Annotated in this window: 14 protein-coding genes and 2 pseudogenes; 4 read left to right on the forward strand and 12 right to left on the reverse strand. The window is 62.0% G+C overall.

All coding sequences use genetic code 11. From position 1 onward, the window contains the following. The first annotated feature begins 6 nt into the window (after positions 1-6). Both lhpI and AC0L7P_RS03500 read left to right on the forward strand, forming a co-directional pair. A pseudogene (gene lhpI / locus AC0L7P_RS03495) lies at positions 7-1697 on the forward strand (cis-3-hydroxy-L-proline dehydratase). Positions 1698-1739: 42 nt separating this feature from the next. Continuing rightward, positions 1740-2606, forward strand: a complete 867-nt coding sequence (locus AC0L7P_RS03500) for an SDR family oxidoreductase (RefSeq protein ID WP_473434513.1) — start codon at positions 1740-1742, stop codon at positions 2604-2606. Here AC0L7P_RS03500 and AC0L7P_RS03505 read toward each other — a convergent pair. From AC0L7P_RS03505 to AC0L7P_RS03535, 7 genes and pseudogenes are all read right to left on the reverse strand, one after another. Continuing rightward, positions 2558-3109, reverse strand: coding sequence for a class I SAM-dependent methyltransferase (locus AC0L7P_RS03505; RefSeq protein WP_473434514.1), 552 nt, complete (start codon positions 3107-3109; stop codon positions 2558-2560). The two genes, AC0L7P_RS03500 and AC0L7P_RS03505, sit on opposite strands and share 49 nt — an antisense overlap. A 141-nt stretch (positions 3110-3250) precedes the next feature. After that, positions 3251-5175, reverse strand: a pseudogene (dxs, locus tag AC0L7P_RS03510) (1-deoxy-D-xylulose-5-phosphate synthase). A 74-nt stretch (positions 5176-5249) separates the two neighbouring features. After that, the gene (locus tag AC0L7P_RS03515) at positions 5250-6059 is read right to left on the reverse strand and encodes a polyprenyl synthetase family protein (RefSeq protein ID WP_473435533.1); all 810 of its coding nucleotides are present in this window, start codon (positions 6057-6059) and stop codon (positions 5250-5252) included. Positions 6060-6121: 62 nt separating this feature from the next. Next, the gene (locus AC0L7P_RS03520) at positions 6122-6364 is read right to left on the reverse strand and encodes an exodeoxyribonuclease VII small subunit (RefSeq protein ID WP_473434515.1); all 243 of its coding nucleotides are present in this window, start codon (positions 6362-6364) and stop codon (positions 6122-6124) included. Next, positions 6361-7281, reverse strand: coding sequence for a histone deacetylase family protein (locus AC0L7P_RS03525; protein WP_473434516.1), 921 nt, complete (start codon positions 7279-7281; stop codon positions 6361-6363). The genes AC0L7P_RS03520 and AC0L7P_RS03525 overlap by 4 nt, the downstream gene beginning before the upstream one ends. 39 nt (positions 7282-7320) lie before the next feature. After that, entirely contained in the window at positions 7321-8025 is a 705-nt protein-coding gene (locus AC0L7P_RS03530; protein ID WP_473434517.1) for a response regulator, read from the reverse strand. Next, the gene (locus tag AC0L7P_RS03535; RefSeq protein ID WP_473434518.1) at positions 8022-8447 is read right to left on the reverse strand and encodes a MarR family winged helix-turn-helix transcriptional regulator; all 426 of its coding nucleotides are present in this window, start codon (positions 8445-8447) and stop codon (positions 8022-8024) included. Before AC0L7P_RS03535 ends, AC0L7P_RS03530 begins: the two co-directional genes overlap by 4 nt. Positions 8448-8706: 259 nt before the next feature. On the opposite strand from AC0L7P_RS03535, the gene AC0L7P_RS03540 reads away from it, so the two are divergent. Both AC0L7P_RS03540 and AC0L7P_RS03545 read left to right on the forward strand, forming a co-directional pair. Beyond that, positions 8707-9576 (forward strand): branched-chain amino acid aminotransferase, encoded by an 870-nt coding sequence (locus AC0L7P_RS03540; protein WP_473434519.1) that lies wholly within the window; start codon positions 8707-8709, stop codon positions 9574-9576. Positions 9577-9713: 137 nt separating this feature from the next. Further along, on the forward strand, positions 9714-10406 hold the full coding sequence (locus AC0L7P_RS03545; protein WP_473434520.1) for an NYN domain-containing protein: 693 nt from the start codon (positions 9714-9716) through the stop codon (positions 10404-10406). A 40-nt stretch (positions 10407-10446) separates the two neighbouring features. Here AC0L7P_RS03545 and AC0L7P_RS03550 read toward each other — a convergent pair whose 3' ends face one another. From AC0L7P_RS03550 to mtgA, 5 genes are all read right to left on the reverse strand, one after another. Beyond that, positions 10447-11373 (reverse strand): DMT family transporter, encoded by a 927-nt coding sequence (locus tag AC0L7P_RS03550; RefSeq protein ID WP_473434521.1) that lies wholly within the window; start codon positions 11371-11373, stop codon positions 10447-10449. 63 nt (positions 11374-11436) lie between these two features. Then, complete coding sequence (locus AC0L7P_RS03555) at positions 11437-12444, reverse strand: App1 family protein (protein ID WP_473434522.1); 1008 nt, start codon at positions 12442-12444, stop codon at positions 11437-11439. A gap of 10 nt (positions 12445-12454) precedes the next feature. Then, positions 12455-13555 (reverse strand): tRNA epoxyqueuosine(34) reductase QueG, encoded by a 1101-nt coding sequence (gene queG, locus AC0L7P_RS03560; RefSeq protein ID WP_473434523.1) that lies wholly within the window; start codon positions 13553-13555, stop codon positions 12455-12457. Positions 13556-13567: 12 nt separating this feature from the next. Next, positions 13568-14233, reverse strand: a complete 666-nt coding sequence (gene fzlA, locus AC0L7P_RS03565) for an FtsZ-binding protein FzlA (protein ID WP_473434524.1) — start codon at positions 14231-14233, stop codon at positions 13568-13570. A gap of 106 nt (positions 14234-14339) precedes the next feature. Continuing rightward, complete coding sequence (gene mtgA, locus AC0L7P_RS03570) at positions 14340-15071, reverse strand: monofunctional biosynthetic peptidoglycan transglycosylase (RefSeq protein WP_473434525.1); 732 nt, start codon at positions 15069-15071, stop codon at positions 14340-14342. Positions 15072-15094 lie beyond the last annotated feature (23 nt).

Genomic DNA, 15094 nt, shown 5'->3' on the forward strand with positions numbered 1-15094 from the left:
TGTTTCATGGACCGGATTATCGTTTCGGGGTCTGCCAGCGGGCCGGTTCTCGTGTGTTCCGAGGGGCTTAGCTTTTGGGGCGGTGTCGATGCGCAAACCGGCACCATTCAGGATGCGCACCATCCGCAGCACGGCGTTTCCATGGCCGGGCGTATCGTGATGATGCCCACCAGCCGTGGCTCTTGTTCGGGCAGCGGCGTGTTGCTGGAACTGGCACTGAACGGCAATGCGCCGGGCGCCCTGGTGTTTCACGAACCCGAAGACATCCTGACGCTCGGCGCTTTCATTGCCGCCCGCATGTTTGATCGGCCGATTGCCGTGCTGCGGTTGTCGCGCGAAAACTATGATCTTCTGGCCACGAAACACGACGCGCAGATCACCGGAGATCGTATCATCGCCGACGGTATGACGCTGGAGTTAAGCGCGCTTGACCAGAGCGTTCTGACATTGTCACCGAATGATCAGGCGATAATCGGGGGCGCGCAGGGCGAGGCGGCCAAGCTGGCGATGGAGGCGATTTTCACCATGGGCGTGGTTCAGGGGGCGACACGGCTGACCGACATCACCCGCGCCCATATCGACGGCTGCATCTATGCGGGCCGGGCCAATCTGATCTTTGCCGAAACCATGCTGAACATGGGCGCGCGGGTGCAGGTGCCAACGACAATGAACGCGATTTCCGTCGATCAGGACAATTGGCGTGGTCAGGGGGTGCCACCCACCTTTGGCGAACCGGCAAGCCGCCTGGCAGAGGCTTATGTGAAAATGGGGGCGCGCCCGACATTCACCTGCGCGCCCTACCTTGCCAGCGACCGCCCGCAAAAGGGCGAAGATATCGGATGGTCGGAATCCAACGCGGTGATCTATGCCAACAGCGTGCTGGGCGCGCGCAGCGTCAAACACCCTGATTTCTTTGATCTTTTTGTCGCCCTGACGGGCCGTGCCCCGCATTCGGGCGTGTACCTTGCCGAAAATCGCCGCGCGCAGGTGCGTATCGCGATCGATTTGCCAGAAACCTATGACGATGCGATCTGGCCACTGATCGGCTGGGTCGTGGGACAGCAGGCGCCCGACCGGATTCCCTTTTGGAAGGTCTTGAAGACGCTGGGATCGGCACCGATGATCTCAAGGCGCTTTGTGCTGCATTCGGCACCACCTCGGCGGCGCCGATGCTGCATATTCGCGGAGTGACGCCTGAGGGGAATAAACCGGCACAAACCGGCATGAAACAGCTCCGGGTGGGCCGCGCAACGCTTGCCAGCGCCTGGACGCAGCTTAACACTGGCCCTGAACAGATTGATCTGGTTGCGCTGGGCAGCCCGCATTTTTCCCTTGGCGAAACCCGCCGTCTTGCCGGGTTGATGGCGGGACGGACCTGCACCGCGACAACGACAACCATCGTCACCCTGAGCCGCGCAACCTTTGACGAGGCCCGCGACGAAGGGCTGTTGTCAACGTTGGAACGCGCCGGGGTGCGGATCGTGCAGGATCTGTGCTGGTGTTCGATCTCTGAACCGGTGTTTCCGCCAACCGCGCAAAATCTGGTGACCAACTCGGGCAAATACGCCCATTATGCCCCCGGCCTGTCTGGCCGCACCGTGCGTTTCGCGAGTCTGGCGGATTGCGCAACCGCCGCCGTGCAGGGCCGGCTTCGGAATGGATGTCCCGCGTGGCTGGAACAGCCGGTTCACGGCTGACCTGCCTTGCCCTTTCACGCGAAAAACGGCAATTCTGCGCATATGACACAGCACCTTCTCAGCCTTGGCCACGGGTATTGCGCCCGGGAACTGGCCGCGCATCTGCTGCCCCAGGGGTGGCAGATCACCGGAACCACGCGCAGCGCCGAAAAGGGCGCGCATCTGGCCGCCAGCGGCGTCACGCCACTGGTCTGGCCCGGGGCCGATGTGGCCCCCGCCCTGGCCCGCGCCACACATCTGTTGGTTTCCGCTGGCCCGACGGATGCCGGTGATCCGGCCCTGAACCTGTTGTCCGAACAGATTGCAAAGGCCGGGCATCTGCGCTGGGTCGGCTATCTTTCGACCACGGGCGTTTATGGCGATCATCAGGGCGGTTGGGTGGATGAAACCACGCCTTTGGCCCCCTCTACCCGCCGGGGCATGTTGCGCGTAAAGGCCGAGGCGGAGTGGCAATCTCTGGCGCAGAGTTCCGGCCTGCCGCTGCACATCTTTCGGTTGGCGGGTATCTATGGCCCCGGGCGCGGCCCTTTTGCCAAGGTGCGCGCAGGCACGGCGCGGCGGATCATCAAGCCGGGGCAGGTGTTTTCACGCATCCATGTGACCGACATTGCCCGGGTTCTGGCGGCGTCTATGGCGCGCCCCGATCCCGGCGCGGTCTATAATCTTTGCGATGACGATCCGGCCCCGCCCGAAGACGTGATTGCCCATGCCGCGACTTTGCTTGGCCTGCCGCTCCCTCCGGCGGTGGATTTCGACAGGGCCGATCTTACCCCCATGGCGCGCAGTTTCTACGCCGAATCCAAACGGGTGCGCAATGACCGGATCAAATCGGACCTCGGGATCACCCTGAAATACCTGGATTATCGCAGCGGTCTTGCCGCGTTGTTGCAGGATGAGGCCCCGTCCTGACGCCAAAGGCTCATGTTCAGCCCGCCACGATAAAGCAGTAAAACCGCGCCGGGTGCCGCCCCGCGCCCGAAAAAGCGCAGCACGGCATCCAATTCGGCGGGCCAGCCATAGACAAAAGTAACCGCCCCGTCGAACAACCCCGGTGCGGCGGGCTGATCGCTGTCCTGTGCTGGGCGGTCAAAAAAGCCTGCGGGTTTATAGCTGCCCACGGTCAGATCCACGTTGATCCGCTGTTCTTGCGCCATGGCCCGCCCTTCGGCCACCAGGGCAGGTTCAAGTTCGATTCCCCGAGCGTTCCACCCGGCCAGCCCCGCCAAACAGGTGATCAGCCCGATCCCGGCGCCCCATTCGCAAAAGCCATTGTCGCGGGTTTTCACCTGCGTGCGCAAGGATGTGACGATGCCCCAGCCGATGCGCGGGTCAGTCATCTCAAACCCGCCGATCCGCGCCGGATTGCCCGGATCACCCAAAACCGCCGCCCGCGCCCGCGCCGCCGCGGCCAAAGGCGCCACATGGGTCGGAAGCGGGGGAATTCGGGATCAAAGGCAATCTGTTGCAACATTCCGAGCCTCCTTCGCGCAAATCCCGGCGGGCAAAGCCTTTCCGTCGTCCTGACATCGTTGGCAATGCGGCGCGGGGTGCCTTTACGCCCGCTTGCCGATCTGGCCCACGCCCATCACGCTCAGCACCTTTGCCTCAATATCCGAGGCGTTCAGACCGGCCACTGCGTACATGTCGGCCGGTGACGCCTGGTCGATGAAGATATCGGGCAGGACCATGGAGCGGTATTTCAACCCGGTATCGAACACGCCTTCTTCGGCCAGAAGTTGCGCCACGTGCGATCCGAAACCGCCGATTGCGCCCTCTTCGATGGTGATCAATGCGTCGTGATCGCGGGCCAGTTGCAGGATCAGGTCGCGGTCCAGCGGTTTGGCAAACCGCGCATCCGCCACGGTGGGGGTGATGCCCCGGGCCGACAGTGCCTCGCAGGCGGTTTCAACCTCGGACAGGCGGGTGCCGAATGACAGGATCGCCACACCTGACCCTTTGCGCACCATCCGCCCCTTGCCGATTTCCAGCGGCACCCCCTTGGCGGGCAATTCCACGCCCACCCCTTCGCCACGCGGAAAGCGGAACGCGATAGGGCCATCGTCGTGTGCCACGGCGGTGGCAACCATATGCATCAGCTCGGCCTCGTCGGCGGCGGCCATTACGGTGAACCCGGGCAGATTGGACAGGTATGCCACATCAAACGCCCCCGCATGGGTGGCCCCGTCAGCGCCGACCAACCCCGCACGGTCAATGGCAAAGCGGACCGGCAAGCGCTGGATCGCCACGTCATGCACCACCTGATCGTACCCCCGTTGCAGGAACGTCGAATACATGGCGCAAAACGGTTTCATCCCGCCCGCAGCCAGGGCGGCGCTGAACGTCACGCCGTGTTGTTCGGCGATACCCACGTCGAAACACCGGCTGGGGTAACGTTCGGCAAACAGGTTCAATCCGGTACCATCGGGCATGGCGGCGGTGACGGCGACCACCTTGTCGTCGGTCGCGGCATGGGCCAAAAGCGCCTTGGCAAAGACCGACGTATAGCTGGGCGCGTTGCTTTTGGCCTTGGCCTGTGCGCCGGTCAGCACGTCGAACTTGCCCAACGCATGGCCCTTGTCGGCGGCGCGTTCGGCGGGGGCGTATCCTTTGCCCTTTTGGGTGATCGCGTGAATCAGAACCGGCCCCGTCGCGCGGGATTTTACCGTGCGCAGGATCGGCAGAATCTGATCAAGGTCATGGCCGTCAATCGGGCCGATATAGGAAAACCCCAGTTCCTCGAACAGGGTGCCGCCCACGGTCATGCCCTTGACCAATTCCTTGGCCCGGCGCGCGCCTTCCTGAAACGGCGGCGGCAGGAATGATACCGCGCCCTTGGCCAGCGCCTTGAATTCCTGAAACGGCGCCCCGGCATACAGCCGCGACAGATAGGCGCTCATGGCGCCCACGGGGGGGCGATGCTCATTTCGTTGTCGTTCAGGATCACGATCAGCCGTTTGCCCAGATGCCCGGCGTTGTTCATCGCCTCATAGGCCATGCCCGCGCTCATGGCGCCGTCCCCGATCACCGCGATGGCATCGCCCAGCCCGTGTTCGGGCGCGCCGCCCAGATCGCGCGCCACGGCAAACCCGAGGGCGGCGGAAATCGAGGTGCTGGAATGGGCCGCGCCGAACGGATCGAACGGCGATTCGCTGCGTTTGGTGAACCCGCTTAGCCCGCCTTTCTGGCGCAGGGTGTTCATCCGGTCGCGCCGCCCGGTCAGCACCTTGTGGGGATACGACTGATGCGACACGTCCCAGATCAGCCGGTCACGCGGGGTATCGAACACCGCGTGCAACGCAACGGTCAGTTCAACCACCCCAAGGCCCGCACCCAGATGCCCGCCGGTTTGCGACACCGCGTGAATCACATCGGCGCGCAATTCCGTGGCCAGCCGTTTCAGCTCGCCATCGTTCATGCCGTGCAGATCGGCAGGGCCGGCAATACGGTCCAGCAGGGGGGTGGCAGGTTTCTCGGTCATCTCAATATCCTCCGCATCCCAGCATAAACCGCTCAGCGTCTGGGGAAAGTGCCAGTTTGCCGCGCAAGCGGGTGTTAGCGATCCCGCTCAATGACAAATCGCGCGCATTGGCGCAATGGGTCAGCGGCGGTGCCGTAACCGTCCAGCGCCGCGCAGGCCTCATCAATCAGGGTGCGCGCCCGTGCCTGCGCCCCGTCGACCCCCAGAAGGGAAACAAAGGTGGCCTTGCCCGCTGCCGCATCCTTGCCCAATGCCTTGCCCGCTGCCGTGGCATCGCCGGTGACATCCAACAGATCGTCGGCAATCTGAAACGCCAGCCCCAGCGCGGTGGCATAATCCGCCAGCGGCGCGGGATCAGCCCCGGCGAGAATGGCCCCGGCTTCGCCCGACCAACGGATCAGCGCGCCGGTCTTGCCCGCCTGCAACCCGGTGATCTGTGTCAGGGTCAGCGGCACCTGCGCCGTTTCGGCGGCGATATCCAGCGCCTGGCCCAGCACCATGCCCCGCGCCCCGGCGGCCCGCGCAAGTGACAGCGTCAGGGCACTGCGCACCGATGCATCCCCATGGCAGGCGGGGTCCGACAGCATCTCAAATGCCAGACAATGCAAGGCATCGCCAACCAGAACCGCCGTCGCCTCGTCCCATTTGACATGGACCGTGGGCTGGCCCCGGCGCAGATCGTCATCATCCATGCAGGGCAGATCGTCATGGACCAGAGAATATGCGTGCAGCGCCTCGATCGCCGCCGCCGCCTGCACCGACCGGGCCAGCGGCAGATCATGCAGCGCGGCGCCCTCTGTCACCAGAAACCCGCGCAGCCGCTTGCCCCCGCGACAGGCCCAGCGCATGCCCTGCGCCACCGACAGATCGCCCAGAACGGCCATGGCACTGTCAAGACAGGCCTGTACCGCTGTGGCGCTTTCGGCCAGACGTGTCTGAAATCCGCTCACTTTTCGTCGAACGCCGCCGTTCCGGTGGGGGTGCCGTCACGGTCCAGCGTGATGGCCGCAACCTTTTCTTCCGCTTCTTTCAGCTTGGCCTCGCAGCGGGCCTTCAATGCCGCGCCGCGTTCGTACAGGGCGATGGATTGTTCAAGCGGCACATTGCCCGATTCCAACTGGCCCACTACCTGTTCCAGCTCGGCCATCGCCTGTTCGAATGTCATTTCCGCCACTGGTTGCTCGCTCATGCGCTCCGCTCCTTCAAAACCGCCACATGGGCCGCCACCGACGCACCCAGCGCCTGCAAATCATAACCGCCTTCCAGTGTCGAGACGATGCGCCCATCGCACAGTTCATCAGCCATGTCGCACAACCGCCCAGTGATCCAGCCGAAATCCTCGGTTTGCCAGTTCAGACCGGCCAGCGGATCGGCGGCATGGGCATCGAACCCGGCAGAAATCAGGATCAATTCAGGGCGAAAGGCCCGCAATGCCGGAAAGGCCACATCCTCATACACCCGGCGCATTTCGGCCCCGTCACTGCCCGTCGCAAGGGGCAGGTTCAGCACATTGTCATGGGCGCCGCGTTCGGCGCTGGCGCCGCTTCCGGGGTAAAGTGGCATCTGATGCGAGGAAATGAACAGCGTGCGGGCCTCGTCCCACAACAGATCTTGCGTGCCATTGCCGTGATGCACGTCGAAATCCACCACCGCGACCCGGGCCAGCCCGTGATGATCCAGCGCCCGCTTTGCGGCGATGGCAACATTGCCGAACAGGCAAAACCCCATGGCCGTTTCGCGTTCAGCGTGATGACCGGGCGGGCGGCACCCCACAAAGGCAGCTTTCGCCGCGCCGCCCAGCACGGCATCGACCGCCGCCACACAGCCCCCGACAGCACGGCGCGCCGCGCGCAAACTGCCCGGTGAAAGCGAGGTGTCGGCATCCAGCGCGCTCCATCCCTCAACCGGAACCGAGGTGGTGATATGGTCAAGGTGGCTCTGGGGGTGACAGCGCAAAATCTCGGCGTCGGCACAAATCGGCGCAGGGCGGCGATCCAGATCCATATCGGCCAGTGCCGCACCTACGGATGCCAGCCGGGCCACCTGTTCCGGGTGGCCCGGCGGAGTCACATGGGCCAAACCATCGTCATGTGAGAAATAAATCATTCCGCCCCCATCGTTGCTGACCCGAAGATGGGCGAAGTTTCAGTCAGTGGCCAGCAAATATCCCGCACCGCGCACCGTCTGAAGATAGCGGGGTTGTTTGGGGTCTGCCTCGATCTTGCGGCGCAGACGGGTGATCTGTACGTCGATGGCGCGGTCCTGCGCGCCGCCATTGCCCCGGCCCAGATCATCAACCAACTGCGTGCGGCTGATCACTTCACCCGCAGCGGCCGAGAAAATTTTCATCAGTTGCGCTTCGGTTGCCGTCAGCCGGACAAGGGTATCACCCTGCCACATCTCGCCCCGTTCGATGTCATAGCGGACCGGCCCCAGATGCAGCACCTTGGGCAGGCTGACCGACCCCGGCTCAACCGGCATCCGCCGCAGGATAGCGTTGATCCGCAACAGCAGTTCCTTGGGTTCAAACGGTTTGGCCAGATAATCGTCGGCCCCCGCCTCAAGCCCGGTGATCCTGTCACCCGTGTCGCCCCGGGCGGTCAGCAGCAGGATCGGCACGGTCAGGGTTTCGCGCAATGCGGTGGTAAAGGCGATGCCGTCTTCGCCCGGCATCATCACATCCAGCACGATCAGATCAAAATCCAACCCTTGCAACAGGCGCCGCGCATGGGCCGCATCCCGCGCGGCCGACACGAAAAACCCGTTACGGATCAGGAATTTCTGCAACAGCGCGCGAATCCGCTCGTCGTCATCGACAATCAGCAGGTGAATGTCATTGACGCTGCTCATGTCCGTTCGTCTGACCGCGCTGCATAATGGCGCTGTTGTTCGGGGTCCATCATCGCCTCAAGCACCTGACGAAACCCGGTCACGGCATCGGGACCAGCCACGCGATAGGCCGCGCGCATCCGGCGCCGCTGGGCCTCGGACAGGGCGCGTTCCAGGGTCTTGCCGCTTTCGGTCAGATACAAATGCCGCTCCCTTTTGTCGCGTTGTCCCACTCTGCTCTCTACCAGACCATCCTCGACCAGAGTACGCAACACACGGTTAAGAGACTGCTTTGTAACACCAAGAATGCCCAACAAGTTATTCACCGTCGTTCCGTGGGCGCGGTTGATGAAATGCACCGCGCGGTGATGGGCACGGCCATAGCCGTGATCGGCCAGAATGCGGTCAGGGTCGGCGGTGAAACCGCGATAGGCGAAAAACATCGCCTCGATCCCCCGCCGGAGCTGTTCGTCGGTCAGGAAAAGCAGGGATTCGCCCCCGGCCTTTGTTCGCCCATTGCTGTCTCCTGCATCGTTATGCCCATTGCTGCATCACAGGTTATGTCAGCCTTATTGACATTCCAACCCCCAACTGTTAGCGAGTCTTCGCATTCTGCGCAATTTAACATCCGTATCGGACCTATTTCGCGCAACTTTCATAAATCGCGCCCCTTTGCGGGCGCAAGAAGCAGGAGCCGCAGCCATGGCAGGCGCATATGATGACCGGGACGGAATGATCTGGATGGACGGCGCCCTGGTGCCCTGGCGCGATGCCAACGTGCACCTTCTGACCCACGGGCTGCACTATGCCAGTTCGGTGTTTGAGGGCGAACGGTGTTACGGCGGCAAGATTTTCGAAAGCCGCCGGCATTCGGAACGGCTCCGGTATTCGGCAAATTGTCTTGATTTCGAAATCCCTTACACGGTGGATGAAATCGAAGCCGCCAAAGTTGCCGTTCTGGCCGCCAACGGGCTGACTGATGGGTATGTGCGTGCCCTTGCATGGCGCGGCGCGGGCGAAGACATGGGCGTTGCATCCCTGCGCAACCCGGTGCGCATGGCCGTGGCGGCCTGGGAATGGGGCAATTATTATGGCGATGCCAAGATGAAGGGTGCCAGGCTTGATATTGCCAAATGGAAGCGCCCCAGCCCGGAAACCGCCCCCAGCCACGCCAAGGCGGCGGGCCTCTACATGATCTGCACCATGGCCAAACACGCCGCCGAGGCGAAAGGGTGCAGCGACGCGATGATGTTCGATTATCGCGGCTATGTGGCCGAGGCGACGGGCGCCAACATCTTTTTCGTCAAGGATGGTGAAGTCCACACCCCCGACCCCGATTGTTTTCTCAACGGCATCACCCGCCAGACCGTGATCGGCATGTTGAGCGATCGTCAGATCAAGGTGCATGAACGCCACATCATGCCCGAGGAACTGGAAGGGTTTGAACAATGCTGGCTGACCGGCACCGCCGCCGAAGTGACCCCCGTGGGCCAGATCGGCGACTACAACTTTGAAGTCGGCGCCATGACGCGCGAGATCGCCGAAGGCTATGAGAAGCTTGTGCGTGCTTAAAACTTAACAAAATTCCGACTTGATTTTGAAAGCGATAGGATTCATATTATGTGTCATTCGCCCCTTGGCAGTAAGCCCGCGTCCTAGCGATCTTGATGCGGGCCGATCCCTTGGGGCTTATCTTTTTTTGGGACTGAATGAACAAGATTGCAATTTTGATTGATGGCGGCTTCCTGCTGAAACGGCTGCCAACAGTATGCCCTGCCTTGAACCATTCTGATCCAACAGCAGTTGCAAACGCGATTTCAAGGCTTGTTGCCACCCATCTTAAGGCGCAAAATAAGATTGTTCGCGCTCCGCATGCTCGCTCACTTCTCTACCGGGTTTTCTATTACGACGCGAAGCCATACCTCAACAAAGGTGAGTATCCAGTATCTCGCAAAGCAATAGATTATGCCCGGACGGACGAAGCGAAATTTCGTCTTGGTCTTTTTGATGCATTACGCCGCCGCGCCAATACGGCTGTTAGGCTGGGCGAAGTGCGCAAAGAGCGTAGTTGGGTGTTAAAAGAGAAGCCACAAAAGCAACTCTTAGCCAGAACGATGTCAGTTGACGATCTGACGGACGCCGATTTTGCCCCCGGCTTAAGGCAAAAGGCGGTCGATATGCGAATTGGCCTCGACATTGCGTCGATAACGCTCAAGCAGCAAGCCGACACAATAATATTGGTAGCAGGTGATGCCGATTTTGTACCTGCCGCGAAGCTTGCTAGACGTGAAGGCGTAAAGATCATTCTGGACCCGCTTTGGCGCTCGGTTTCCGATGATCTCTATGAACACATCGACCGCGTTTCCAGCGGTTTCGCAAACCCCTCTAAAAAAACAATTTAATAGGAAAAGTACAACCCCAAGAGTGCTCATGATACTGTCATCACCCCTGCGGGGTCATCACCTTGCGGTCCTTGTTCCGTTCCAGCCCCAATTGGCGTTCGCGCCAGATGATCAGCACGCCGGCGGCGATCACCAAAGCGACGCCGGCCAGCATGGTCAGGGTCGGCACTTCGGAAAAGATCCAATAGCCGATGGCGACAGACAGCAGCATGGATGCGTAATCGAACGGCGCCACCACCGACACATCAGCCAGCCGATAGGATGTGGTCAGCAGGATCTGCCCGAACCCGCCCAGAAATCCGGCCCCCACCAGCAGGGCCAGAATGGGCCAGCGGGGCATCACCCAGCCGTATGGCAGTGTCAGCAGTGATAAAACAGATGCCGTGATCGAGAACCAGAACACGATCGCGCTGGTTTGTTCCGTCGTCACCAGTTTGCGCACGAACACCTGTGCCAGCGCCGCAAAAACCGCCGACATCAGAAGCAGCATCGCGCCCAAGGCTTCGGTCTCGCCCAGGCCGCCCTCCTTTACCGCGGTCAGGCGCGGCGACAGCACGATCAGAACCCCGGCCATCCCCATCGCCACAGCCGTCAGGCGAAACACCCGCACCTGTTCGCCCAGAAACATCGCGGCAAAGATGACCACCAGCAGCGGTGCCAGATATTGAATTGCCTGCGCCTCGGCCAGAGGAAGATACGCCAGCCCGGCAAAAAGAAGCCCCATCGCCATGGTCCCCACCAGCCCGCGCCAGACATGGCCGATGGCCACCTTGGTGCGCAATCCGGTGCGCAGTTCCTTGCGCAGGGTCAGCCAGACCAGGATCACCGGAATGGCAAAGAATGACCGGAAAAACACTGCCTGTCCCGGTGGCACCTCATCGCTTGCGTATTTGATCATCGCCGACATGCAAACGAGAATGCCAACAGACCCGAGCTTGAACAGGATGGCGCGGAACTGCGAAGGCATCGGTGACTCCAGGTAAGGTTGCCATAGGGGTATTACACCCGGCCCCCTGACAACAGTGCGAATTCAAACGGTGATTCCGCCGCGTTCCAGCGCCTCGGCGGCCCCGGTGAAATCAGGCCCCGAATGAACGACCACCCCCATGGCCCGGATCGCGGCAATATGGCGGCGCTGTTCGTCGTTTGGCCCGGCTCCGGTTTCGCGCAGCACCACGGCGGCGATCTGCCCGCCTGTCCGTTCGCAAACCGCGTGATAGATTTCAACGTCGTTCTGCCCGGTATCGCCCAGCAAAACAAAGGGCAGATCGGGGTTCGCGGCCAGAATGCGATCAATGGCATCGCCTTTGTGCGCCCCATGGCTGGGCGACAGAAAGTGATTTTCACCCACCCCCATATCGCGCAGAAACATCGGCCCGGCCACCAGACCGGCGCGGGCAAACACCTTGCTCAGGAAATAATGCAGGTTCCACGGGCTGGAGCTGACGTAAAACACCGGATTGTCCCCGTGGGCGTGCAGATGATCCATCAGAACCACTGCATCGGGAAACACCTTTCGCGTCCGGGCCGAGCCGGTGAACGTGGTCCACAGATTGCGCATCAGGGTGTGGGCGCCGGTCCGCAGCATTGTGTCGTCGATGTCGGAAATCACCCCGATCCGGGCGTTGCGCGATGGCACCATCGCATCGAACAGGGTGGCCGATTCCGGGTCGCCGTCGATCATCACCTCGATCTCGTGCCAGCCCGGTCCCTGCCCTTCGCGCGGAATTTCCAGCCAGACGTATCCCTCACCGTCGCTCAGCCCGGTGATGTCAGCGGCGCGCACGCTGACGCCGGCCACTTCATCGGTGAGGAACAGCGAAACCATCTGGCGCAGGTTGGCCCATTTGCCCTGATCGGGCAGGGGGGCATCGCGGCGCAGCGCGGTCAGAACCCGGCCGCGCAGGATCAACCGGTCCGGCGTGGCAAACCCGTGATACCCGTCCAGCACGGGGCGCGCGCCCTCGCGCCGCATGGCCCGGTCGATCGCCCGCTCGATTCCTACCGCGGCCTTGTGAAGTAAGCTGCGCCCCAGCACTGTTTCCGCCCTATTCCCCTGCCAACCGCGCCACGGCCCAGCGTGCCGCGTCGGCCACGGTTGCATCTTTGTCGCCGGTCAACTTTGCCGCAACATCCGACAACGCCGGATTGCCCGAATTGCCGATGGCATAACACACATTGCGCACGAACCGGTTGCGTCCGATCCTTTTCACCGGGCTGCCGGAAAACAATGCGCGAAATGCCGCATCATCCAGCACGGCCAGTTCGGCCAGGTGCGGCGCCTGTAAATCACCGTCTCCGTGGTATCGCATATCCGATGCCGCAACTGCAAACTTGTTCCACGGACAAACCGCCAGACAATCATCGCAGCCGTAAATCCGGTTGCCCATGCGCGCGCGAAGTTCTTCATCCACCGGCCCGGCGTGTTCGATCGTCAGATACGAAATGCACCGCCGCGCATCCAGTTGAAATGGCGCGATGAAGGCGTCGGTGGGGCAAATATCCAGGCAGGCGGTGCAGGAACCACAGTGCTCGGGCTCGGGCGGATCAACGGGCAGGTCAAGCGTGGTAAAGATCGCGCCCAGAAACACCCAATTGCCAAAGTCCCGGCTGAGAAGGTTGGTGTGCTTTCCCTGCCACCCCAGCCCTGCGGCTTGGGCCAGGGGTTTTTCCATCACCGGCGCCGTGTCGACAAACACCTTCACGGCGGGGTTTTCGGCCGCAACCGCAAGCGGCATCCACTTGCCGCTTTCCCGGTCGCGATAGCCGCCTTTTTGCACCGTTTCCAACAGCCAGCGCGCCACCCGTTTCAGCCGCTTTTTCACGATGTCATGGTAATCGCGCCCTTGGGCATAAACCGAAACCGCGCCCCTGTCGCGTTGTTCCAGCACCGCCAGCGGATCGCGCCCGGGGGCATAACTTTCGGCCAGCATCACCACGGAACGCGCTTCGGGCCAGAGGGCCGAGGCATCGCCGCGCCAGCCCATCCTTTCGCCCATCCATGCCATTTGTCCGTGCCGCCCATCCGCCACGAATTGGCTTAGCCGTTCAGCCGTCTGGGGGGTGGCATCGGGGCGGCAAACCCCGACCGAGACAAACCCGTCGGACAATGCCTCGGCCACGAGCGCGCGTTTCAGGGCCTCACTCATGGCGTTGTCCGGTCAAAAATCCAGATCGGCATAATGAACCGGCGGCAGGAACCCGGAAATCTGATCCGCCAGAATCGACCGGAACGCCGGGCGCGATTTGATCTTGGCGTACCAATCCTTCACCGCTTCGCTGCGGTTCCAATCCACGTCTGAAATGTAATCGAGACAGGAAAGATGGGCCGCGGCGGCGAAATCGGCCAATGTCATCACGTCACCCGCCAGCCAGCGGCGTTGTTCCAGCAGCCAGGCCATGTAATCCAGGTGAAATTTGATCGCCTTTGCGCCCGCCTTGATGTTGGTGCTGTCGGGATAGCCCAGCCCCATCACCTTTTTGTTCACCCGCTCATACAGCAGCTTGTTGGTGACTTCCTTGTGGAACTTGTCATCGAACCAGGCGACCAGACGGCGCACCTCGTATCGTCCTTCGGGGTCGGATGGCATCAGGGCCGGATCTGGGTGCACCTCTTCCAGATATTCGCAAATCGCCACAGAGTCGCTCAGGGTCAGCGCGCCAAACCGCAGCACCGGCACCTTGCCCGCCGGGTTACGGCGCAGGAAATCCGGGTCTTGCTCCCAATAGCGTTCTTCGACCAGATCGACCTCGATCTTCTTTTCCGCAAGAGACAGGCGCACTTTGCGGGAAAACGGTGACAGAGGGACGTGGAACAGGCGATTCATTGAGATTGACCATCTTGCTGGGTTCCCCTTCAATGCCGTGAACGCCCCGGCATTTCAACCGCTCAAACCCATTGGGACCGTGGCAGATGCGCCGGGTCACCGGATTTCAACCTTCAAAACAGGCGGCGCGCCCGTCGCGGGCGATGGTTGCGGCGCCATCCCGGATTGACGCGGCGCGGCGGCGCACGAAATCGCTGGGCTTGCTGGCCGAACGCCCTTTGGGGTTGGGCAGGATCGCGGCCAGTCGGGCCGATTGGGTATTTGTCAGATCGGCGGGCGCGCGACGAAAATAATGGTGCGCGGCGGCATCAATGCCAAAGACGCCCTCATCAAACTCGGCGACGTTCAGGTACACCTCAAGGATGCGGCGCTTGGTCCAGATGGATTCCATCACGGGGGTGATTGCCGCTTCCAGCGCCTTGCGCGTCCAACTGCGGCCCTGCCACAGGAACAGGTTTTTCACCACCTGCTGGGAAATTGTAGACGCGCCGCGTGCTGCGCCCTGATCCAGCGCCTGACGGATCGCGGCCATGTCGAAACCCCAGTGGGTGCAGAAATTGGCATCCTCGGCCGCGACCACCGACCGGGCCATGGCGGGGGCCACATCGTCAATCGGCACCCATTGGAAATCCACCGCCCCAAGGCGCGCCCGTTCGGCCCGCATATAGGGGGTCGAGGACGGGTTAAACACGCCGTGGAACGACACCCAGATCAACAGGACCGATGCCGCCAGTATCGCGCCGCGCAGCCCCCATCGCAACAGCCACCGCCCCGGATGAAACCGGCGCGCAGCCTTTGGGGCGGTCTTTGCCTTGGATGTCTTTTTACGGCCTGCCACAGCGCACCTTAGTCATAAGAGCA

It is taken from the genome of Oceaniglobus sp. K40-3 (assembly GCF_055808395.1).